This is a genomic window from Streptomyces sp. NPDC002888 (assembly GCF_042888465.1).
Lineage (GTDB): Bacteria > Actinomycetota > Actinomycetes > Streptomycetales > Streptomycetaceae > Streptomyces.
This window is the reverse complement of sequence record NZ_JBIAPU010000004.1, coordinates 203,661-227,602: the sequence shown is the minus strand read 5'-3', so window position 1 is coordinate 227,602 and position 23,942 is coordinate 203,661. Positions and strand designations below refer to the sequence as shown.

The following is a 23,942-nucleotide window of genomic DNA, read 5'->3' as shown; positions in this document are numbered from 1 at the left end:
CGACTACCGGTCGAGGCCCTCTCCAGCCCGGAGGGGGACCGTGCCGGGGACTGTCCTTCGCGACCCCTCTTCACGCCCTGGGGTGACCATGTACGAACACGACGACATCATCGCCGCCGTCACCGGCCGCGACACACAGTGGCAGCCCGACCGGCTGACCCGGGTGCGCTCACGGATCGCCGAGATCGAGGACGGCCTGGGTGACCCATGGAACCCGGACAACCCCATGGGGTTCGACGCGGTCCTCGACTCGGACCGGACGGGACAGACCTCCGCGGTCGGTATCCGGCGGTTCCAGAGCCTCGGCATGCCCGCCGAACTGGTGCCCGAGTCACTCGGCGGTCGCATGGCCGGCGCCGACCTGCTCGGCCTGGTGATGCGGCCCTTCTTCCGGCGCGACCCGGCGCTGGCCTTCAGCCACGGCTTCACCCCGTTCCTCGGGGCCCAGATGGTCTGGCTCAACGGCGACACCCGCCAGTGCGGCCGGATGGCCGGCGTCATCCTGCGCGGCGGCACGGTCGGTGTGGCCTGCCAGCGCTTCGAGCACGAGAGCGAGTTCCACGCCCAGGAGTACACCGCCGCCTGGAGCGACGACGGCATGCTGCGGCTCAACGGCCGCAAGAACGCCATCAACAACGCCCACACGGCCGAGCTCGTCATCGGCTTCGTCAAGACCGGCGACGGCGAGACCGACTACTCGATCCTGATGTTCGACCCGGCGACGGTGCCGCCCGCGAGCGTGCGCGCGCTCGGCCGCCACCGTACGACCGGGGTACGCGGGGTGCAGGCGGCGGGCCTGGAGTTCGTCAACTGCCCGCTGCCCGGCGAGTCCCTCGTCGGCACGTGGGGCGACGGTGTCGCGCTGAGCCTGCGCGCCTACCCCGCCGTACACGCTGTCTTCCCGTCGATGACCGTCGGCCTCGCCGACACCGCGCTGCGGGCCGCCGTACGGGCCGCGCAGGAGCGGGAGTTCGGAGGGCCGGCCGGGGACGCCTCGGCGCGCTCGGCCATCGCGGGCACCTTCGCCGACCTGCTGATCGCGGACTGTCTGTCGCTGACGGCGAGCCGGTCCGTGCACCTGCTGCCGGACCAGTGCGACGTGCTGACGGCCGTCACGAAGTACATCGTGCCGAAGATCGTCGGCGAGGCGCTGTACGACCTGTCGGCGGTGATGGGGGACGCGTTCCACGCGGAGAAGGGCCACAACGCCGTCTTCCGCAAGCACATGCGGGACCTGTCCACCATCACCTTCGGGCACGTCAGCAGCGCCATCTGCCAGTCGGTGATCGCCCCGTACCTCCCGGCGCTGGCGGCCGGCGCGCCCGCGGCGGCCGGGACGCCCGCCGACCTGTTCCGCCTCGAGGTGCCGCTGCCCGCGATGGACGGCGAGCGGCTCGCCCGGTTCGGTGGCGGTGACGGCCTGCTCGACTACCTCGACCAGGCCGCCGAGCGGCTGCCGGACGCGCTCACCGGGCAGGACCACGCGGGTCTGCTGCGCGAGCTGGTCGCGGGGCTGTGCGCCGAGGCCGCCGAGATCCGCCGGGAGGCGGGCCGGCTCAGCGGCTCCGACAGCGGGTTCCTGCTGGACACCCACAGCTTCCCGCTGAGCGAGCGGTACGCGCTGGTGCTGGCCGCGTCGGCCTGCGTCGGTGTGTGGCTGAACGCGGGCGCGGGCCCCGACGCCTTCCTCGCCGATCCGGCGTGGCTGGCACTCGCCCTGCACCGGCTGCTGCGCCGGGTGGGCCGGTCCGTGCCGGCGCTGCCCCGCGCGGTGGAGGGGCAGCTGTGCGACGAGGTGCTGGAGCGGGTGCGGGAGCCGCGCAGCCTGGACCTGATGGGCACCGGGTGCGCGGGATGAGCACACCGACGCACGGCGGCCCCCGGCCGCCCCTGCCCCCGCCGAGCCGGGTCGACGGGCCCACCGGGCCCTGGGCCCGGCTCCTGCACGACCTGGACACCGCGGGCGTAGGCCTGGTGCACGCCTCGTTCGCCGACTGGCGCCCGCTGCTGCCGCCGGAGGAGGAACGCCGGTTCCTGCTCGGCCGGGACTGGGCCCGCTACAGCAAGCTCACCGGCGAGCAGATGCGCGACCGGTTCCTGGCGACCCGGCTGCTGATCCGGCACACCGCGGCGGTGGCCCTCGGCACGGAGCCGAACTCGCTGGAGCTGAGCTACGGCCTCAACGGCCGCGTGCACCTGCGCGGTTACGACCAGATCGACGTGAGCCTCAGCCACACCGGCGACCTGCTGCTGTGCGGGATCACCTCCCTCGGTGTCATCGGCGTCGACACCGAGCCGCTGACCCGGCGGCTGAGCGGGCGGGACGTGGAGACCCTGATGTGCACGGGCCCGGAGCGGCTGCGGCTGGTGGCGACGCCGGACGGGGAGCGCAACGGGCTGCTGCTGACGCTGTGGACGCTGAAGGAGGCGTACAGCAAGGCGCTGGGGCAGGGGCTGCGGTTCCCGTTCACGGAGTTCGGGTTCCGGAGGGAGGCGGGGCCCGGGTCGCCAGACGACGCCGAAACGATCCTCCTGGAGCGTTCCGACGGCACCCCCGTCGCCGACGACACCTGGCGCTTCGCCACGTTCCCGCTGCCCACGGGGCACCTCGTCGCGCTCGCCCTCCAGGACAACCGCCGCTCGGGACAGCCCGACACCCGTGCCGGGACGGCGCTGAACCGGCAGATCCTCGCCGCCATCGGTTCCCTGGGCAACTGACCTCGGCTCCTTCCACCCCGGCTCGAGGTCATGTCAAGCCCGCACCGCCACTCTGAAGGTGCCGGTGAGACCGCTCCGGGACCTGGGGCGGGGCTCGCCGGAGGCGCCCGGGCCGGGACAGAGGGCCACAAGCCGGCTGTCCCGGCCCCTAGGGGGCCTTTCCTCATCGCACCGCCTGTCACTCGAACCGCCCAGGGCCGCAGGCCCTGTCGTCACCATCCCGCCGTCCGCCGCGAGGGCGCCCCGGCAGCGCGATCGAAGTCCCCCGGATCGCGTTCTCCGAACACCCCGTCCGGCGGCCCGCCCCGAGGCGGACGGCGGGGCGGTGACGACACGACCTGACCGCGCCGATACGGACGAACCGCCGTTGGTGAAGGGGTAACTGACGATGGCACAACTCACCCTCCGGGATCTCGGCGAGATCATGCTCGAGTTCCACGACTCCGAGTCTCCGGGCCTCCTCGACACGCGCAATCTCGACGTCGTCTTCGAGGACCTGGACTGCGACTCGCTGATGCTCCTGCAGACCACCGGCCGGATCCAGCGCGAGTACGGCGTGGAGCTGGACCGCGAGCGGATCGCCGCCGCGGACACGCCGCGCGCCCTGCTCGACCTGGTCAACAGCGCCCTCGCGGAGGTGGCGGCATGAGGCTCAGCGGATTCAGCGAGGTACTCCCGGGCGAGCCGGTCACCAACCGGGACATGGCCGAGCGCTTCGGACTGCACGAGAAGTGGCTGGACATGATGACGGGCAACCGCACCCGGTACTTCTGCCGGACGGACTCCCCGCCCTCGGTGCCGAAGAGCACCTCCGACCTCGCCGTCGCCGCGGCCACCGCCGCGCTCGCGGACGCCGGGGCCGACGTGGCCTCCCTGGACTTCCTGGTCCTGACCACGGCCTCCCCCGACCACCTGATGCCGGCCACCGTCAACCTGGTCGCCGACCGCATCGGACTCAACGACGTGCCCACCTTCCAGCTGATGTCGGGCTGCGCGGGCGCGCTGACCGGCCTGTACACGGCCCGCGCGCTGCTGGCGTCCGGGCTGCGCCGGGGCCTGGTCATCGGCGCCGACACCTGCCTGAAGCTGTTCCCCTCCAGCGGCGAGATCGCGAACATGTCGCCGGCCGAGCTGATCAACTTCGCCCTGTTCGGGGACGGCGCCGGCGCCACCGTCGTGGAGGCCGACCCGGACGGCCCCGGGCTGCTGGTCGAGCACCTCTTCCTGCGCACCACGGGCATGGGCCGCAAGCCCGCACAGATCGCCCGCTGGTTCGGCACCGAGGGCTCCTCGGTGACCGAGGGCCCCGACGGGCCGGTGCGCGAGCCGTGGGGCGAGGAGGACTACAAGGCCATCGAGCACCATGTACCGGAGCACGCCGAGACCATCTTCAAGGAGCTGTCGGCGGAGACCGGCTGGCGCCTGGACGAGGTCGAGCACGTGCTGCTGCCGCAGCTCAACGGCGTGATGACCGACGGCATCCGCAAGCGTCTCGGCGTCCGTCCCGAGCAGGCCGTCAACTGTGTCGCGGACACTGGCAACAACGGCAACGCGGTGCCCTTCGTACAGCTCAACCGGGCCATGAAGCGCATCCGTTCGGGCCTGGGCGTCGGCGGCCGGATGCTGGTGGCCAACGTCGAGTCCTCCAAGTGGATCCTGTCGGGCCTGGCACTGCGCCACCAGGGCGGAGCGAGTCGATGACCACCGCGCCTGTCCGCCCCGCCGCCGGAGATCTGGCGGAGCTGCGGGCCCTGAAGCGCTCCGGCACGCTCGGCGAGGCCGCCGACCGGGTGCGTACGGTGCTCGGCGCGCTCGGCGACCCCGTGGACCGCGAGGCGGCCGGCGCGTTGCTCGGCGCCCGTGCCGCCCGGGCCGCACTCGCCGCGTCCGGCGCCTTCACCCCCGTACCCCTGGCGCTGCTGGCGTCGGCGACCGCCGATCCCGTACCGCCCCTGCTGACCGCGGCGCTGCTGGCCGAGGGCGTGCAGCCCGACACGGCGACGGCCGGGTTCAACCAGTGGCGGTTCGAGATCCTCACCGGTGCGCCCACCCTGCGGGAGCACCGGCCGGCCGTCACGGCCTGTCTGCTCGACGACAGTGCCGTCTTCGAGAAGGTCACCGACCCGCTGGACGCCGACGAGGTGGTGGCGCGGTGCGCCGCGTTCCCCGCCGAACTCGCCGCCTGGCTCGACGCGTACGACCGCCATGTGGGCACCCTCGCGGTGCTCAACACGGTGCCGCTGGGCGCCGCCCGGCGCGACCGGTGGGTCGACTACGCCACGAAGGCACGGGTGGAGGCGGCCTGGCAGCGGATGAACGCGGCAGTGCTGGACCTCGCCGAGCGGCCGAACACCGTGGTGCTGTCGGCGGAGGCCGTGGCCGAGCGGGGCGGCGTACGGGGAGCGGCCACCGACCGGATGCGGCACATCGCCGCGCACGCGTACGGCCAGGGGTTCCTGGACGCCTACGCCCGCGAGGTCGCCCGGGTGGTCCTGGCCCGGCTGGGGCGCACGAAGAAGTGCCTGGTCCTGGACCTCGACCACACCCTGTGGGGCGGGGTCGTCGGCGACGACGGCGTGGGCGCCCTGAAGATCGGCGGCGCGTTCCCCGGCTCGGCCCACCGCGAGCTGCAGAGTCTGGCCAAGGATCTGTCCCGGCAGGGCGTGCTGCTCACCGTCTGCTCCAAGAACGACGACGCGGTGGCCCGTGAGGCCGTCGACACGCACCCCGAGATGCTGCTGCGCACGGGGGACTTCGCCGCGTTCCGCGCCAACTGGGACCCCAAGCCGGGCAACGCGGCGAGTATCGCGGCGGAGCTGAACATCGGCACCGACGCGATGGTGTTCGTCGACGACAACCCGGCCGAGCGGGGTCTGATGGTCCGGCAGCGGCCCGAGGTGACCGTCGTCGACCTGCCGGCCGACCCGGCCGGGTACGCCGCCGCCCTCGCCTCGGCGGGCTGGTTCAACCAGCTGCGGCTGACGGACGAGGACCGTACGCGCGGCGAGATGTACCGGGCGCGGGCGGAGCGGGAGCGGCTGCGGGAGACCGTGACCGACGTCGAGGACTATCTGCGCGAGCTCGGCACCGAGATCACGGTCGAGGAGCACGGGCCGCTCAACGGCGCGCGGATCGCGCAGCTCTTCGGCAAGACCAACCAGTTCAACCTCACCGGTGTCCGCTACGGCGCGGACGAGCTGGCCCGGCGCGTGGCCGAGGGCACGGCCGCCTTCTTCGGGGTCCGCGTCACCGACGCGTTCGGCGACAACGGGCTGGCCGGTGCGCTGGCGCTGGTCCGGGAGCCGGACGGGGCCTGGCTGATCGAGAACTTCGTGCTGTCGTGCCGGGTGTTCTCGCGCTCCGTGGAGGACGCGATCGTCGGGCTCGTCCTGCGGGCCGCGCGGGAGGCGGGCGTCCCCGCCGTGCGCGGCCGCCACGTGCCGACGGCGAAGAACGGCCGCTTCGCGGACTTCTACCCCTCCCTCGGCTTCGCCGGCCAGGACGGCGACTTCCGGCACGACCTCACTCAACTCGCCGAGCTGCCCGGATGGGTGCGCATCGGCACCGGCGAAGGGACCTTCCATGCCCCCTGAGGGAACAGCATCCGCCCTGGACGCGGCCGAGCAGACCGTCGTCGAGGCCCTGGCGCAGCTGCTGGACGCCGACGAGGACGCCCTCGGCGCGGACACCCCGCTGTCCGCGATCGAGGGCTGGGACTCGGTCAACGCCCTGCGCGTGCTCGTGTTCCTGGAGCGCGAGCTGGGCTCCCCCGTCGACTACGAGCGGTTCGCCGCCGCCGGGTCGGTGGGCGACCTCAGTGCCCTCGTCGCCGACACCGCGGGCGGGGGGCCGTCGTGAGCGCGCCCGTGACCACTCCCCTGCCCGCGGCGCGGCGGGGGACGTACATCTTCCTGGAGGAGGCGCGGCGCACCGCGCACGTGTATCTGATGGCGGAGGTCGACGCGAGCGCGCTGCGCGCCGCGCGGGCCGCCGCCGAGCGGCCGGCCGCCTACGTGACCTACGTGGTGAAGGCGGCCGCCGACGTCCTGGAGAAGTACCCCGAGGCCCGCGCGGTGTTCCGGGGCGGCCGCGCGCCCCGGCTGAGCGTCCAGCCGTCCGTGCACGCGAAGGTCCTGTTCGACAAGACCGTCGACGGGCAGCGCTGTGTGGCCTCCGGCACCGTGCCGGACGTCCAGGACAAGGACGTGGACGGCGTGCAGAGCGTCATCGACGTCTACAAGAAGGCGCGGATGGAGGACCCGGAGGGGCCGTTCGCCAAGGTGCGCACGCTGCAGCGGCTGCCGCTGCCGGTGTTCCGGCTGCTGTACCGCGTGATGACGCGTGATCCGGCGCGGCGGGCGCTGCTCCAGGGCACCTTCGCGGTCACGTCGATCGGTCACGAGCCGGTCGGCGCGATCCTGCCGTTGATCTCCGGAACGCTCGGTTTCGGCGTCGGCAACATCGCCGACGCCCCCCGGGTGCGGGCGGGCGAAGTCGTCGTCGCGCCCGTTTTCACCCTCTCGCTCGTCTTCGACCACCGCGTCATCGACGGCGCGATGGCAGCCGAAATCCTCGCCGGCGTCAAGAACCGGCTGGAGAACTGGGAGCCGGCATGACCGACCACACCAACCCCACCCCGGCCGACAGCGCGCCGGCCGAGACCGAGGTCCTGATCGTCGGGGGCGGCCCGGCCGGCTCCCTGCTGGCCACGCTGCTGGCCCGGCGCGGCATCCGCAGCGTGCTGGTGGAGAAGCAGACCAACCTGGAGCGCAGCTTCCGCGGCGAGACCATCGCCGCGCCCTCCGTGACGTCGCTGAACCGCCTCGGCTTCGGCCCGGCGCTGCGCGCGCACGGCTTCCTGGAGACCACGTCGGTCACCACGATCGCCGAGCAGCGCGAGGTGCTGCACGTCGACTACCGCAAGTTCGCGGGCCAGCCGCTGCCCATCGACATCCCGCAGCCGTCCCTGATCCGTATCTTCAACCGCGCCGCCGCGGACCTCCAGGGGCACGTGTACCTGTCCGGGTGGGCCTTCTCCTCGCTCATCGAGGAGGACGGGGTCGTGCGCGGTGCCGTGCTGAGCCGCGGTCGCGGGGAGCGCGTCTCGGTGCGGGCACGGATCGTCATCGGTGCCGACGGGCGCTTCTCCAAGGTGCGCAAGGCGTCAGGGCTGGCCGCCGACATCCAGCCGATGGCCCGCGACTTCCTGTCGTTCAAGCTGCCGCGGCCGCCGGAGTGGGGCAGCGCGGCACAGCTCGTCATCGAGCGGGACAAGCACCTGGTGATCCTGCCGACGTTCCCGGACACCCTGCGCGTCGGGCACAACCTGCCCAAGCGGGGCCTGGGCGAGCTGCGCGCGGCCGGCTTCGACGCGTTCAAGCGGGGCATCATGGCGATCTCCCCGCAGCTCGCGCCGCTCGTCGACGAGCACCTGCGCTCCTGGGACGACACCGGCTTCCTGGAGATCTTCACCGCGGAGATGCAGGAGTGGGCGCGTGACGGCCTGCTGCTCATCGGGGACGCCTCGCACACCGCGACGCCGATCCTCGGGCAGGGCGTCAACCTCGCCATGCAGGACTCGATCACGCTGGTGCCCGTGCTCGCGGCGGCGCTCGGCCGGGGCGGCCCCGAACGGGTCCTCACCAAGGCCGAGTTCGCCGACTTCGTCGCCACGCGGCGCGAGCACAAGCTGCACGTCACCGGCTTCCAGCGGATGCAGGAGGCCAACCTGGCGGTCGCCGACCCGCGCGGCGTGAAGCTGCGCCGGCTGAAGTACCGGCTGCTCAACGCCTTCCCCGGCAAGTACCGGGTGTTCAACAAGGTCATCAACGCCCAGCACGCCATCGACGACGTCGACCTGGCCCTCGCCCGCACCGGCGGGCCGCGTGCCGTGGACGCCGCCGACCCGAGCCCGTACGAGGTGAGCGCGCATGACTGAGCAGGATCTGACCGCCGAGGAGGGGCGGCCGCCGATCGCCGTGGTCGGCATGGCGGGCCGCTTCCCGGGCGCGCCGAGCGTCGACGCGTACTGGCGGCTGCTGACCGCGGGCGAGGAGGCCGTACGGCCCGTCCCGCCGGAGCGCTGGGACACCTCCGCGCAGCTCGACCCGGTCAAGAAGATCCCGGGTGTGGCCGCCCTCCTGGACGACGTCGACCAGTTCGACCCGGGCTTCTTCGGCATCTCGCCCCGCGAGGCCGAGGACCTCGACCCGCAGCAGCGGCTGATGCTGGAGATCGGCTGGCTCACCCTGGAGCACGCGGGTATCCGGGCCGCTTCCGTGCGCGGCAGCCGCACCGGCGTGTACGTCGGCGCGCTGTGGCACGACTACCAGTCCACCCGCAAGGAGCGCGGGGTCCCGACCACCCAGCACACGGCGGTCGGCAACGCGCTGGACATCATCGCGGCCCGCATCTCCTACTTCCTCGGGCTGCGCGGTCCCAGCCTGGTCGTGGAGACGGGCTGCTCCTCCGGCCTGGTCGCCCTCGACCTGGCGGCGGGCGCGCTGCGCTCCGGGGACATCGAGGGCGCGTTCGTCGGCGGGGTGAACCTGATCCTCGCCCCCGACAACTCCATCGGGCTGACCCACTTCGGCGGCCTTTCGCCCGACGGGCACTGCCGGGCGTTCTCCGCGCAGGCCAACGGGTTCGTGCGCGGCGAGGGCGCGGTCGGCGTCTGGCTCAAACGCCTCGACAAGGCGATCGCCGACGGCGACCGCATCCACGGCGTCATCGTCGACAGCGCCGTCAACAACGACGGCGGCGGGCACAGCCTGGTCTCCCCCAACATCGAGGCGCAGTCCGAACTCCTGCGCCAGGTCTACGACCGGGCCGGCGTCCCCCTCGACAAGCTCGCCTACGTCGAGGCGCACGGCACCGGCACCCTGCGCGGCGACCCCATCGAGACCGAGGCCCTGGGCAGCGCCCTGGGCCGGGCCCGCCCCGCCGGATCGGGGCCGCTGCTGATCGGCTCCGCGAAGACCAACATCGGTCACCTGGAGGCGGCGGCCGGGCTCGCCGGGCTGGTCAAGACCGTGCTGGCGCTGCGCGAGCGGCACATCCCGCGCAGCCTGCACGCCGAGGAGCCCAACCCGAAGATCCCGTTCGCCGAGCACAACCTGAAGGTCGCCACCGAGCCGGTCGAACTGCCCGCCGACGGCACCGTCTACGCGGGCGTCAACTCCTTCGGCTGGGGCGGCACCAACGCCCACGTCGTCCTGCGCACCCCGCCGCCGCACGAGCCGCCCGCGGTGACCCCGCCCGGCGCCCTGCTGCTGCCGCTGACCGCGCACAACGACGCCGCGCTGCGTCACCGCGCCGAGGACGTGCTCGCCGCGCTGCCCGGGGACGCCGACGGCGTCGTACGCCTGGCCGGGACCCTCGGCAACGAGCGCGACCACTTCCCGGCGCGGGCCGCCGTCACCGCCGGCGATGTGGCCGAACTGCGCGAGCGGCTCGGCCAGTTCACCGCGGACCCGGCCGCCGAGATCCCCGGCGTCGTCACCGGCCGGGCCAAGGAGCGCGGCCGGGTCGCGTTCGTACTGCCCGGACAGGGCTCGCAGTGGGCCGGCATGGGGCGGCGGCTGTACGCCGAGTCACCGCTGTTCGCGCAGGTCGTCCGGCGCTGCGCGCAGGCCCTGCGGCCGCACTTCGCGTGGGACCTGGAGGGCATCCTCTCCGGCACGGCGGGCGACGAGTGGCTGGAGCACGTCGAGATCATCCAGCCCACCCTGTGGGCGATGTCCATCGGCATCGCCGAGCTGTGGCGGGCCGCGGGCGTCGAACCGGACGTCGTGGTCGGGCACAGCCAGGGCGAGGTGACCGCGGCGACCATCGCCGGGCACCTGTCGTACGAGGACGGGGCGCGGATCATCGCGCTGCGCAGCGCGCTGGCCAAGCGCACCGCAGGGCGCGGCCGGATGCTCGCCGTGGACCTCGGTGTCGAGGAGGCGCACAAGGCGCTGGACGGCTTCGAGGACAGCGTCTCCCTGGCCGTCAACAACGGCCCGTCGTCCTGCGTGCTGTCCGGCGACACCGACGCGGTGCTGATGCTGCGCGAACTGCTGGAGGCGGACGGCACGTTCTGCCGTCTGGTCAACGTCGACTACGCCTCCCACAGCCACCACATGGACGAGCTGACGGACGAGCTCGTCGAGGTGCTGGCGCCGATCGCGCCGCGTCGCGGCACCGTTGCGCTGATGTCCACGGTCGTCGGCCGGGAGGTCGGCGGCGAGGAGCTCGACCCCGCCTACTGGGCCGCCAACCTGCGCCGCCCGGTGATGTTCGCCGACGCCATGACCAAACTCCTGGACGCCGGTGTCACCCACGTCGTCGAGATCAGCCCGCACCCGGTGCTGAGCCCGGCCGTGGAGCAGCTGGCCGCGGCCCGGGAGACCCCCGTGGCCGTGCTGACCAGCCTGCGCCGTGAGGAGGGCGCGCTCACCGACTTCACACGCGCCCTGGCCCGCGCCTATACCGAGGGCCTGACCCCGTTCGCCGCGCTGCCCGCCCGGCCGGGCGCGAGCGTGCCGCCGTACCCCTGGCAGCGCTCCCGCTTCTGGCTGCCCGAGGGGCAGCGCCGCAGCGGCGGGCCGAGCGGCCTCGGCTTCGCGTTCACGCCCGCCGCGACCGAGCAGGACGTCCACGAGGGCCGCACCGAGCTGTCCCTGCACGACCTGCCGTGGCTGCGCGACCACCAGGTGTACGACGCCGTCGTGCTGCCCGGCGCGGCGATGCTCGCGCTGGCGGTCGCCGCCGCCCGCGCCCGCACCGGCCAGAACCCGGCCGCGCTGCACGCCGTACGGTTCCGCAGCGACCTCACCCTCACCGACGAGCCGGCCCGGCTCGGCGCGGTGTGGCGCGAGGACGGCACCGACTCGGCGGGCTTCACGCTGTCGTCGCTGCCGGCGGGGGCGGACGGGTGGACGCGGCACGCGACCGCCCGGGTGGGCTCGGGGGCGGTGGAGATCCCCGCCCTGTCCGGACTGCCGGAGGGTGCGCGGGAGGTCGACGCCGAGTCGTTCTACGCCGACTGCGCCGCCCGCGGCCTCAACTACGGGCCCGCCTTCCGGGGCGTGACGGAACTGCGCGTCGGTGAGGACCGGGCCGTCGGCACCGTACGGCTGCCCGACTCCTGCCTGGCCGGGGTGCGCCCCGGCGAGCTGCACCCCGCGCTGTGGGACGCGGCGCTCCAGGTCACCCTCGCCCTGGTGCCGGGCGGCACCACGGTCGTGCCGACCGCAGTGGCCCGCGTCGACTACGCCGTCGGCCGGGACGCGTCCGTGACGGCCGTGACCGCGCATGCCCACCGCACCGCCGACGGCACCTTCGACCTGGTCTGCCACGACGACGAGGGCCACCCCGTGCTGCGCATGGCGGGCCTCGCCTTCCAGGCCATCGACACCGCCGACGAGGCCGGAGTGGACCCGGCGCGCCTGCACCGCTTCGAGTTCCGGGCCGCCGAGGAGGTCACCGAGGCCTCCGGTGCCACGGGGCACTGGGCCGTGTACGACGCCGCCGGCACCGGTGGTGCCCTGGCCGCCGCGCTCACCGCCGAGGGCGCCTCGGTCACGCTGGTGACCGCCGCCGACCGGCTGCGCGAGGTGGAGAATCCGGACGCGCTGGTGTTCCTGGCTCCCGGCGCCGGGCGCGGGCTCGACGCCCAGCGGGCCGGGCTGCTCACCCTCGCCGAGGCGGTCCGGGCGGCCACCGCGCTGCCGGTGCCGCCACGGACGGTGGTCGTCACCGACGGCGCCCAGACCGTGGCCGCCGACGAGACGCCCGACCCGGGGGCCGCGCTGTACTGGGGCTTCGGCCGCGTGCTGCGCCGCGAGCACCCGGAACTCGCCGCGTCCCTCGTCGACGTGCGCGCCGAGGGCGAGGACTGGGCCGGTCCGCTGGCCCGGCTGCTGCTCCGAGCCGACTCCGAGGACCAGACCGTGCTGCGCGGCGCCGAGCGCCACGTGGGCCGGGTGGTGCGGGGCGAGGAGGAGGAAGCCGTCACCGCGTCGGTGCCCTGGGCCGGTCCCGCGCAGCCGTTCCGGTTGCGGCCCGACGGGTCGGGGCTGTGGGAGGGGCTGGCGTTCCGTCCGCTGGGACGCCGGGCGCCGGCCGCCGGACAGGTCGAGGTGGCGGTCGAGGCCGCCGCGATCAACTTCATCGACGTCATGAAGGCCATGGGCACCTACCCCGACCAGTCGGCCGGTGCCGGGCTGCTCGGCGGCGAGTGCGCGGGCACCGTGACCGCCGTGGGTCCCGGGGTGAGTGGGGTCGCGGTCGGTGACCGGGTCGTGGCCTGCGGGTTCGGGGCGCTCGCCTCGCACCTGACGGCACGGGCCGAGCACGTCAAGCCGCTGCCGGAGGGCCTGACGGCCGCTCAGGGCGCCGCCCTGCCGCTGGTCACCGCGACCGCCTGGTACGCCCTGGCGGACACGGCGCGCGTGGAGGCGGGCGAGACGGTGCTGATCCACTCCGCCGCCGGCGGTCTGGGTCTGGCGGCGATCGGCGTGGCCCGCGCCCTGGGCGCCCACGTCATCGCCACCGCGGGCACCGAGGAGAAGCGGGCCCGGCTGCGGGAGATGGGCATCGAGCACGTCCTGAACTCCCGTGACCTGTCCTGGGCCGACGAGGTCGAGCGGATCACCGGCGGGCGGGGCGTGGACGTCGTCCTCAACTCGCTGGCCGGCGCGGCGATCGAGCGGGGCCTGGCGGTCCTGGCCGAGGACGGCCGGTTCGTCGAGGTCGGCAAGCGGGACATCTACGCCTCCCGCACGGTGAGCCTGCGCACCTTCGCCAAGGGCACCAGCTTCGCCGCCGTCGACGTGGCCGGTCTCATCACCCGGCGCCCGGCCCGCTTCGCGCGGATCCTGGACGCGGTGTGGCAGCGAGTCGGCGACGGCACCCTGCCGCCGCTGCCGGTCACCGAGCACCCCTTCGCCGAGGCGGCCGAGGTGCTGCGCTCCATGGCACGCGGCGAGCACACCGGCAAGCTGGTGCTCACCGGGCCCGCCCAGGTCACCTCCGTCACCCCGGAACCGCTGCCCGAGGGCCGTCTGCGTCCCGACGCGAGCTACCTTCTCACCGGCGGTCTCGGCGCCCTGGGCCTGTCCCTGGCGGAGTTCCTCGCGGAGCGTGGCGCCCGCAGCCTGGTCCTGCTGGGCCGCTCGGCGCCGAGCACCGAGGCCGAGCGCCGCATCGAGGAGCTACGGCACCGGGGCTGCGACGTCACCACGCTCCCCGTCGACGTCGCCGACCGTACGGCGCTGGCGGCGGCCCTGGACACCGTACGCACCCAACTGCCGCCGCTGCGGGGCGTGTTCCATGCAGCGGGCGTTCTGGACGACGCCACCGTCGGCAACCTGACGGAGGCTCAGCTGGCGAAGGTCCTGGCGCCCAAGGTGGACGGGGCGCGGAACCTGGACGAGTTGACGGCCGAGGACCCGCTCGACGTGTTCGTGCTGTTCTCGTCGGTCGCCGGGCTGGTCGGCAACCCCGGTCAGGCCGGGTACGCGGCGGGCAACGTGTTCATGGACGCGCTGGCCGAGGCCAGGCGCAGGCGCGGGCGGCCCGGACTCGCCGTCCAGTGGGGTCCGTTCGCCGACATCGGTCTCGCCGCCGACGAGGCGATCCGCGGTGAGCGCCTCGCCGACCACGGCATGTCCGGCTTCACCGCGGCTCAGGCCTGGGAGGCCCTCGCCCACCTGCTGGACGGCCCCGGCCGGGTGGTGTCGTACGTCCCGTTGGACGCCCGGCACTGGTTCGACGCCTACCCCGAGACGGCGGCCCAGCCCAGCTGGGGTGTCATCGCCGAGCTCGCCAAGGACGGCGGGAGCGGCTCGGGCGGCGGCGAGGAGTTCCTGGGCCGGCTGCGGGACGCGGGCGACACCGAGCGCCCCGATCTCGTCGAGGGCAAGATCCGGGAGCTGGCCGGGCGGGTGCTGCGGCTCGAGGCCGATTCGATCGACCGTGAAGCCCCCTTCAAGTCCCTTGGGCTTGACTCGTTGATGAGCCTGGAATTGCGCAACCGGCTGGAGGCGGCGTTCGGAATGAAGCTGTCGCCCACGCTCCTGTGGACGTACGGCAGTACCGCGGCCCTCGCCGGAATGCTCACCGGGCGCCTCACCGGCCCCGATGATCCGTTGCGGAACTGACACACGCAGCACCGGGCCGGGCGTCGCCGAAACAGGGCGGCGCCCGGTTCCGCTCCCGGCCCAGACGAAACAACCACTGCCGATCGCGAGGGACTTCTTGTGACCAGCACACCGACCCATGAGACTCCGGCCGGCCGGCAGTCCGGCGCCGGGCGCAGCACCGCCACACCGCTCAGCCGGGCGATGGACACGATCAAGAAGCTGCGCGCAGAGCTGGAGGAGGCGAAGGCCGGCTCGGCGGGCGGCCACGGCGGCCCGCTGGCCGTCGTCGGCGTCGGCCTGCGGCTGCCCGGCGGGATCGCCGACCTGGACGGCTACTGGACCGCCCTGTCCGAGGGTCGCGACCTGGTCCGCCCGATGCCCGCGCACCGCAAGGAACCCTTCGCCGCCGACTGGGAGAACCTCCCGCACCGCGGCGGCCACCTCGACGACGTGCTCGGCTTCGACGCCGCCTTCTTCGGTATCAGCCCCCGCGAGGCCCGCAGCCTCGACCCGCAGCACCGCCTCCTCCTGGAGGTCGCCTGGGAGGCCCTGGAGGACGCCGCGCTGCCGCCCCGCGCACTCGCGGAGGCCGGGCGGCGCACCGGGCTCTACGTGGGCGTCACCGGCCAGGACTACCGCGACTGGCAGCCCGCGGGTCAGGAGGACGCCTACTGGCTCACCGGCAACGGCCACTGCTTCGCGGCCGGCCGGCTCGCCTACACCATGGGCCTGATGGGCCCGGCGGTCGCCGTCGACACCGCCTGCTCCTCCTCCCTCACCGCCGTCCACCTCGCCGGGCAGGCACTGCGCCGCGAGGAGTGCGACGTGGCCCTCGCGGGCGGGGTGAACCTGATCCTGTCGCCGCGTTCCACCCGGCTGATCCAGCAGACCAACTCCCTCGCCCCCGACGGGCTGTGCAAGACCTTCGACGCCCGCGCCAACGGCTTCACGCGCGGCGAGGGCTGCGGTGTCGTCGTCCTCAAGCGGCTCGCCGACGCGCGGCGCGACGGCGACCGCGTCCACGCCGTCATCCGGGGCAGCGCCGTCAACCAGGACGGCCGTTCCTCCGGCTTCACCGCGCCCAACGTGCGCGCCCAGATCTCCCTCATCCGCGCCGCCCTCGACGACGCCGGCCTCACCCCCGAAGCCATCGGCGCCATCGAGGCCCACGGCACCGGCACGGCCCTCGGCGACCCCATCGAGGTCGAGGCCATCGTCACCGCCCTGGACCGCTCGACGGGCGGCGCCCCTCTGCGCATCGGCTCGGTGAAGACCAGCCTGGGCCACCTGGAGGCCGCCTCCGGCATCGCGGGCCTCATCCGCGGTGTCCTCTCCGTCAAGCGGCGCGCGATCCCGCCGGTCGTCCACCTGCGCACCCTCAACCCGCGCATCGACCTCGACGGCACGGGCATCGAGATCCCCCGCGAGACGGTCGCCTGGGAGGCCGGCGAGAGCGGTCCGGGCAGCTGCCTGGGCGTCAGCTCGTTCGGCATGAGCGGCACGAACGCGCATGTGGTTCTCGGCCCGGTCACGGCGGCGGAGCTCGCCGCTTCTCCGGCCTTCCCCGCCGTCTCCGGCTTCGAGTTGTCCGCCCGCAGTGAAGACGCCCTGCGGGCCTGGGCGGCCCGCCTGGCCGACGGCCTGGAGGGGCTGCCCGCCGAGGAGTACGGCGCCTTCGCGTACACGGTGACCCACGGCCGCGCCCGTCATGACGTGCGGGCGGTCGTCAGCGCCGGGAACCCGGAGAGCGCGGCGCGGGCACTTCGGGAGCTCGCGGAGGGCGGTACGCCGGAGGCGGTAAGCCTGACCCAGGGCACCCCGGACGCCCCGGTGGCCGCGGAGACGGGTGAACTGCCGCGTGCGGTGGCGGACCTGCCGGCGTATCCGTGGGAGCGGGAGCGGTACGCGCCGGAGCACGTCAGCGAGAGTGCGCCCTCGGTCCCTGCGTCGGACGTCGGTACCTCGATTCCCGAAGCCCCGCTCCCCACCCTCCAGGTCACCTGGACCCCGCACACCCCGGCATCCTCCCCCGAACCGGTCCGCCCGCTGCTCATCGCGGGCGACGACCCCACCCTCGTATCACTCCTCGCGGACGCCGCACGCGCCACCGGTACCCGCCCCGTCGAGGTGCTGGACGCCCTCCCCGCCACCGACGCCGAGTGGGTCCGTGCGCGGGAGGCACAGGCCGGTGATCTGGTCCTCGCGCTCGCCGCGGCCCCGCTGCCCGGTGCGCTGGACGAGGCCGCGCCGACCGCGCACGCCGCCGCCCTCGCCACCGCCGCGACGCGGGCCGTGCGGGCGCTGCCGGAGGGGCCCGGCCGGGTCCACCTCGTGACGGCGGGCGTCCGGCAGGTCACCGGTGCCGATGCGATCGTCGCGGGCGACCACGGTGTACTGCACGGGCTCGCGCCGGTGCTGGCGCTGGAGTTCCCGCGGGTCTGGGGCGGGGTCGTGGACCTCCCGGCCGAGCCGGGCCCCGAGGACGCGGCGGCCGCGCTGGCCGCGCTCGCGGCCGGGGACGCCGAGGACCTGCTCGCCGTACGGGACGGACAGGCGTACGCGGCACGGCTCGAAGCCACCGAGGAGCCGTCCCGGCCGCTGCCGGTGCGCTCCGACGGAACGTATCTGCTGACCGGTGGCCTGGGTGCCATCGGCCGGGTGCTGGCCCGCGACCTGGTCGCCCGGGGCGCCGGACACCTGGTCCTCGTCGGCCGCCGCCCGCAGGACGAACTTCCTGCTGAAGCTGCCGAGTTGCTCGACGAAGCCCAGGTGACCTACGTCAGCGCCGATGTCGGCGACGGGCCCGCGCTGGCCGCCACGCTCGGCGTGCTGGACGGGCTGCCCCCGGTGCGCGGTGTCGTGCACACCGCCGGCGCCATCGAGCGGCTGCCGCTCGCCGAGGCCGACGCCGACGCCTTCGCGACCGCGCTGCACGGCAAGTTCACCGGCGCCCGCTGGCTGCAGCTGCTCGCCGCCGACTGGCCGCTGGACTTCTTCGTCCACCTCTCCTCCGTCTCCGCCGTCTGGGGCACCAGCGGCTACGGCGCCTATGCGGCCGCCAACGGGGCGCTGGACGCCGTGGCGGAGCTGGCCGCGGCGGCCGGACGGCCCGCGAGCAGCGTCGCGTTCGGCCCCTGGGACCTGGACGGCATGGCCGACACCGAGGCCCGCGCCCAGCTCGCCCGCATGGGCGTGCACCCGGTCACCGCGGCGCGAGGCAGCGCGGCCCTCACCCCGGCGGGCCCGCGGGGGGCCCATCTGGTCGCCTGCGAGCTGGACGCCGAGCGGTTCACGACGGTCATGAACGCGGTACGCCCGCGGGCGTTGTTCGAACTGCTGACCGCACCGGCTCCGACGGACGAGGAAACGGATGCCGTCGCCCCCCGCGACGAACTCCTCGCCGCCCCCGAACACCGCCGCCCCGCCCTCGTCGCCGCGCACGTGCGAGGCGTACTCGCCGAGATCCTCGGCCACGACGACCCCGCCGCGCTGCCCGAGCGCACCGGCTTCCTGGACCTGGGCCTCGACTCGATCATGGCGGTCGACGCGGCCGCCCGGCTGTCGGAAGTGCTGGGCCTCGACGTCGGTATCGGCGACATCTTCGGCCACCCCTCCCTGGAGCGGCTGACCACCGAACTCACCGGCCGTCTGTCGGGTCGTACGGCCCCGAAGCCCAAGCCCACTCCTGCCCGTCGCCCGGCCGCCCGCCCCGCACCCACCGCCGCCGCCGCCGAGCAGCCCGCCTCCCCCGAGAACACACCCGAAGCCGACCCCATCGCCGTCGTCGGCATGGCCGGCCGCTTCCCCGGTGCCGACTCCGTCGAGGAGTTCTGGTCGCTGCTGGAGGAGGGCCGTGACGGAGTGGGCCCGGTGCCCGCCGACCGGTGGGACGCCGAGGCGCTGAACTCCCCCGTGCAGGGCGGCTTCCTGAGCGACATCCGCCGCTTCGACGCCGGGTTCTTCGACATCCCCGCCCGTGAGGCGGAGAGCCTCGACCCGCAGCAGCGGCTCCTCCTCGAGGCCGCCTGGCACGCCCTGGAGGACGCGTCCTGCGCCCCCTCGGCGCTGGCGGGCAGCCGTACCGGGGTCTTCGTCGGCATCTCCAACTCGGACTACGCCCGGGTCATGGAGAGCGGCGGCCTCGACTCCCTGGACGCCTACTTCCCGACCGGCACCGCCCTGAACGCGGCCGCCGGACGCATCGCCTACTACCTGGGCCTGCACGGTCCCGCCCTCGCCGTGGACACCGCCTGCTCGTCCTCGCTGGTCGCCCTGCACCTGGCCGTGCGCTCGCTGCGCTCGGGCGAGAGCGACCGCGCGCTGGTCGGCGGCGTCAACGTGATCACCGCGCCGTCCTGCTCGGTCGCCGTCTCCCGCGCCCACATGCTGTCGCCGGACGGGCGCTGCAAGACCTTCGACGCCTCCGCCAACGGGTTCGTGCGCGCCGAGGGCTGCGGGGTGCTGGTGCTGCGCCGGCTGAGCGACGCCGTGCGCGACGGGGACCGGGTCCTGGCGGTCGTGCACGGCAGCGCGGTCAACCAGGACGGCGCCTCCTCCGGGTTCACCGCCCCGAACGGAACGGCCCAGCGCCGGGTGATCGGTGACGCGCTCGCCGACGCCGGGGTCACCGGCGCCGACATCGACTATCTGGAGGCGCACGGCACGGGCACCTCGCTGGGCGACCCGATCGAGCTGGAGGCCGCCTGGGACGTGTTCGGCCCCGGCCGGCGTCCCGGCGAGCCGCTGCTGGTCGGCTCGGTCAAGAGCAACATCGGGCACTGCGAGTCGGCGTCCGGCATGGCCTCGGTCTTCAAGACGGTGCTCGCCCTGCGCAACGGCCGTATCCCGGCCGGGCTGCACTTCGAGACACCCAACCCGCACGTGCCGTGGCGGGACATGAACCTCCGGGTCGTCGACGGCCGTGCCCCCTGGGCACCCGGCGACCGGCCGCGCCTGGCCGGGGTCTCCGGCTTCGGGTTCTCCGGCACCAACGCGCACATCGTGCTCGGCGAGGCCCCGGTGACCGAGGCCGCGCCCGCCCCGGACGGCCAGGGACCCCTGCTGCTGCCGCTGTCCGCGTCCGACCCGGCGGGCCTTCAGCGGCTGACCGCCGCCTGGGAGCGGACACTGGAGAGCGCCGGCGAGGAGCTGCTGCCCGACCTCGCCGCGACCGCCGCCACCGGCCGCGCCCACCTGCCCGTGCGCCGGGCCGTGCTGGGCGGCGACCGCGAGCAGCTGCTGGCGGCCCTGCGCTCCGCGGGCACCCCGGCCGACGCGGCCACGCGCACCCCCCGGGTGGCGTTCCTGTTCTCCGGACAGGGCGCCCAGTACTTCGGGATGGGGCGCGAACTGTACGAGACGGAGCCGGTGTTCGGCGCGGTCATCGACGACTGCGACCGCATCCTCGCCCCCTACCTCGGCGACTCGCTGCTCAACCTCGTCTTCTACGGCGAGGACCCCGACGCCGTGAACCAGACCCGGATCACCCAGCCCGCCCTGGTCGCGCTGGAGCTGGCGCTGGCCGCGCTGTGGGAGTCCTGGGGCGTGCGCGCCACCGCCGTGATGGGGCACAGCGTCGGTGAGGTCGCCGCCGCGGTCCACGCCGGTGTGCTCAGCCGCGAGGACGGCCTCGCCCTGATCGCCCACCGCGCCCGCCTGATGCAGTCCACCGAGCCCGGCGGCATGCTGTCGATCCCGGGCGAGGCGGACACCGTGGCGGCCTGGGCCGAGGAGGCCGGCGTCGACGTGGCCGCCGTCAACGGGCCGCAGTCGGTCGTCGTCGCCGGACCGAAGGACCGCCTCGACGCGCTCGCCGAGCGGCTGAAGGAGCAGGGCGTCCGCACCCGGGCGCTGACCGTCTCGCACGCCTTCCACTCCCGGCTGATGGACCCGGTCCTCGACGAGTTCGAGGCCGCCATCACCCCGCTCGCCTTCCAGCCGCCGCGCATCCCCGTGATCGCCAACGTCACCGGCGCCGAGGCCGACGAGGACACCTACGGCCCGGGCTACTTCGTCCGGCACATCCGCCAGGCCGTGCGCTTCCACGAGGGCGCCCAGGCGCTCTCCGGGCTCGGCGTCGACGTCCTGCTGGAGGTCGGGCCCGACCGGACCCTGGTCAACCTCGTCCGGGCCGCCGGGCTCACCCCGGCCGGCGGGGGCGTGCCCTCGCTGCGCCGCGGCGGCACCGACCGCGCCCAGCTGCTCGGCGCGGCGAAGCACCTCTACGAGCAGGGCCAGGACCTGGACTTCACCCCGATCACCGGCCGACCCGCGAAAAGGGCCGACGCGCCCCGCTACCCCTTCGCGGACACCGCGTACTGGACGCGGGCGACCGGCACGCCGACGACGGCGGTCACGGCACCGCGCGGCCGCCACTGGGGCGCCGAGCTGAAGTCCCCGGCCCTGACCGGACGCGCCTTCGCCTTCCCGCGCACCGCCGACTTCCCGGCGTACCTCACCGACCACCGCCTCTACGGCACCGTCGTCACCCCGGCCGCCTCGCACCTGGCCACCGTCGTGTCGGCCCTCGGCGGCGACGGCTCGCCCGTCCTCATCCGCGACCTGATCTGCCCGCGCGCCCTCGTCATCAAGGACGGCGAGGAGTACGAGGTCCAGATCACCGTCGACCGGCCGGGCACCGACGGCGACGCGGAGCTGTCCGTGCAGAGCCTCCTCGACGCCGAACGCGGCGTCTGGCAGAAGCACATCGGCGGCCGCTACTCCGCCCCGGCCGTCGAGGACACGCACCGCCCGCGCCCCGCCGACCGCGCCGCCTTCATGGCCGCCGCCGACCGGCACCTGACCCGCGTCGAGTTCTACGACTACTTCCGCGCCCTCGGCTACACCCTCGGCCCGTCCTTCCAGTGGATCGACGAGGTGTGGATCCGCGGTGAGGAGGCGCTGGTCCGCTACCGGATGCCCCAGCTGCCCGACGACCCGGCCGACTACGAGCTGTACCCCGGCCTGATCGACTCCTGCTTCCAGTCCATCGCCGTGTTCCTCGTCGACGACGGCGCGATCGAGGCGCCGTCCCTGGCGATCCCGTTCGCGGCCCACGAACTGTCCTTCCACGGACGGCCGTTGACCGAGGGCGAGCTGTGGGGCCAGGTGCGGGTGCTGCGCGCCGAGCCGCTGGCCAACGAGCGGCTGCGGGTGGAGACCGCCGACCTGCACCTGTACGCGGTCGACCCGGCCACCGGCGCCGAGCACAGCGTGTTCCGCGCCGACGAGTTCCGCATCCGGCACGCCTCGCGCGCCGTCCTGGAGGCCAGCCTGCGCGGCGACGGCCTGGTCCACACCCTGGACTGGGTCCCGCTGCCCGACGACGCGGCCGCCCCGCTGACCGCCCCGCTGACCGTCGCGTTGCTGGGCGAGGCGAACGGTCTCGCGGCGGCGCTGACGGCGGCGGGCCACACGGTGGGCGCGCACACCGACGGGCTGCCGGACGGCACGGGTGCCGAACTGGTCGTGGACGCACGCTGGTTGACGCAAGGGACAGCGGACGCCCGTACCACCCTGGACGCGGCCCGCACCCTCGCCGCCACCCTCCGCGCCCTCCCGCAGGATCTGCCGTACGTCCTGCTCGCCGACGGCGACGCCGACCGGGCGCCGCTCCGCGAGGCCCTGTTCGGGCTGCTGACCTCCGTCGAGGCCGAGCAGGCCGACCGGCGGCTGACCCGGCTGCGGCTGGACGCCGGCTGGACGCCCGAGGGGGTCGCCGCGCTGCTCGGCGCCCTGCCGACCGAGACGCGGCTGGCGTACACCGACACCGGTGTCCGCGTCGCCCGGCTGGTCGACGTGCCGGCCCAGCCCGCCTCCCGCGCGAGTGCCGGGGGCGCTCTGATCACCGGCGGGCTCGGCGCGCTCGGCCTGGCCGTGGCCGCCGCGCACGCCGCCCGGGGCGGTGACCGCGTGACCCTGATGGCGCGGTCCGCGCCGGGGGCCGTGGAGCAGCAGGTCATCGACTCCCTCACCGCGTCCGGGGTGCGTGTGTCGCTGGTGCGCGGTGACGTCACCGACCCGGCCGACGTCGCCCGGGCCGTGGCCGCCGCGACCGCCGACGGGCCGCTGGGCACCGTCTACCACCTGGCCGGCGTCAACGCCGACGGCGCCTTCCCGTCGCTCACCGACGAGTCGTACGAGAAGGTCTTCCACGCCAAGGCGCTGGGCGCCGACGTCCTCGCCGACGCGATCGCGGAGCACGACCCGACGGGCGTGGTGCTGTTCTCGTCGGTGTCGGCGGTGCTCGGCTCCGCCGGACAGGCCAACTACGCGGCCGCCAACGGCTACCTGGACGGTCTGGCTCAGGCGCTGCGCGCCCGGGGCCTGACCGCGACCAGCGTCAACTGGGGGCCGTGGGTGCCGGAGGCCAAGGGCGGCATGGCCGCCGCCGCAGCCGTCGAACGGGCCGCGCAGCGGATCGGCATCCGCTCCCTCACCGACGCCGACGCGGCGATGCCGCTGGCGGTCGCCGCCGACGGCGAGCGGGAGCGGCTGGTCGTGGTCGCCCTGGACCCGACGCGCTACGCCGAGCAGACCGCGGGACACCCGCGGGCCGCACTGGTCGCCGCACTGGCGGAGCCGGTGCGGGAGGCTCAGGGGCCGCGCGCCGAGGGCGAACCCGCGGGCTGGCTGCGCGACCGGCTGCGGGCGGCCGACGCGGGCGACACCGAGCACGTGCTGCGGGACGCCGTACGGGGTCTCGTCGCCCGGATGCTCGGCTCGCACGACGGGCTGCCCGAGGACGGCTCCGGTGACGCGGAGGGCTTCTCGCAGCTCGGCCTCGACTCGATCATGGCGATCGATCTGCGGGCCGCCCTCGCCCACGCCATGGGCCGGGACCTGCCGGCCACCGTCGCCATCGACCACCCGAGCGTCCTCGCGATGAGCGGCTTCCTGGCCGCCACCGCGGCCCCGGCGTCCGATCCCGCCCCGGCCCTCGCGCCCGTGGCGGTGGCCGCGGCCGCCGAACCGTCCCTCGATGCCCACCAAACCCCCCACTCCCTCGACTCCCTCGAAGACCTCTCCCTCGACGAACTGCTCCGGGCCGTCGACGACGACCTCGCCCAGGACCAGTGAGCAGGCGATGACCACCGA

Annotated in this window: 10 protein-coding genes; all 10 read left to right on the top strand. The window is 74.5% G+C overall.

Features of this window, described 5'->3' with window-relative positions; all coding sequences use genetic code 11:
* Nucleotides 1–88 precede the first annotated feature (88 nt).
* The gene (locus ACFYWX_RS08650; RefSeq protein WP_389423233.1) at nt 89–1,858 is read left to right on the top strand and encodes an acyl-CoA dehydrogenase; all 1,770 of its coding nucleotides are present in this window, start codon (nt 89–91) and stop codon (nt 1,856–1,858) included.
* Nucleotides 1,855–2,718, top strand: a complete 864-nt coding sequence (locus ACFYWX_RS08645; protein WP_389423232.1) for a 4'-phosphopantetheinyl transferase family protein — start codon at nt 1,855–1,857, stop codon at nt 2,716–2,718. The genes ACFYWX_RS08650 and ACFYWX_RS08645 overlap by 4 nt, the downstream gene beginning before the upstream one ends.
* Nucleotides 2,719–3,106: 388 nt before the next feature.
* A complete protein-coding gene (locus tag ACFYWX_RS08640; protein ID WP_389423231.1) occupies nt 3,107–3,367 on the top strand; it encodes an acyl carrier protein in 261 nt (86 codons plus the stop codon).
* Nucleotides 3,364–4,419 carry a 3-oxoacyl-ACP synthase III family protein gene (locus tag ACFYWX_RS08635; protein ID WP_389423230.1) on the top strand — a complete coding sequence of 352 codons (1,056 nt, stop codon included), beginning with the start codon at nt 3,364–3,366 and terminating at the stop codon, nt 4,417–4,419. The genes ACFYWX_RS08640 and ACFYWX_RS08635 overlap by 4 nt, the downstream gene beginning before the upstream one ends.
* The gene (locus tag ACFYWX_RS08630) at nt 4,416–6,311 is read left to right on the top strand and encodes an HAD-IIIC family phosphatase (RefSeq protein ID WP_389423229.1); all 1,896 of its coding nucleotides are present in this window, start codon (nt 4,416–4,418) and stop codon (nt 6,309–6,311) included. Before ACFYWX_RS08635 ends, ACFYWX_RS08630 begins: the two co-directional genes overlap by 4 nt.
* Nucleotides 6,301–6,576 carry an acyl carrier protein gene (locus ACFYWX_RS08625; protein WP_389423228.1) on the top strand — a complete coding sequence of 92 codons (276 nt, stop codon included), beginning with the start codon at nt 6,301–6,303 and terminating at the stop codon, nt 6,574–6,576. The genes ACFYWX_RS08630 and ACFYWX_RS08625 overlap by 11 nt, the downstream gene beginning before the upstream one ends.
* Nucleotides 6,573–7,334, top strand: a complete 762-nt coding sequence (locus ACFYWX_RS08620; protein WP_389423227.1) for a 2-oxo acid dehydrogenase subunit E2 — start codon at nt 6,573–6,575, stop codon at nt 7,332–7,334. The genes ACFYWX_RS08625 and ACFYWX_RS08620 overlap by 4 nt, the downstream gene beginning before the upstream one ends.
* On the top strand, nt 7,331–8,656 hold the full coding sequence (locus tag ACFYWX_RS08615; protein ID WP_389423226.1) for an FAD-dependent monooxygenase: 1,326 nt from the start codon (nt 7,331–7,333) through the stop codon (nt 8,654–8,656). Before ACFYWX_RS08620 ends, ACFYWX_RS08615 begins: the two co-directional genes overlap by 4 nt.
* On the top strand, nt 8,649–14,864 hold the full coding sequence (locus tag ACFYWX_RS08610; protein WP_389423225.1) for an SDR family NAD(P)-dependent oxidoreductase: 6,216 nt from the start codon (nt 8,649–8,651) through the stop codon (nt 14,862–14,864). Before ACFYWX_RS08615 ends, ACFYWX_RS08610 begins: the two co-directional genes overlap by 8 nt.
* Nucleotides 14,865–14,963: 99 nt before the next feature.
* A complete protein-coding gene (locus tag ACFYWX_RS08605; RefSeq protein WP_389423224.1) occupies nt 14,964–23,924 on the top strand; it encodes an SDR family NAD(P)-dependent oxidoreductase in 8,961 nt (2,986 codons plus the stop codon).
* Nucleotides 23,925–23,942 lie beyond the last annotated feature (18 nt).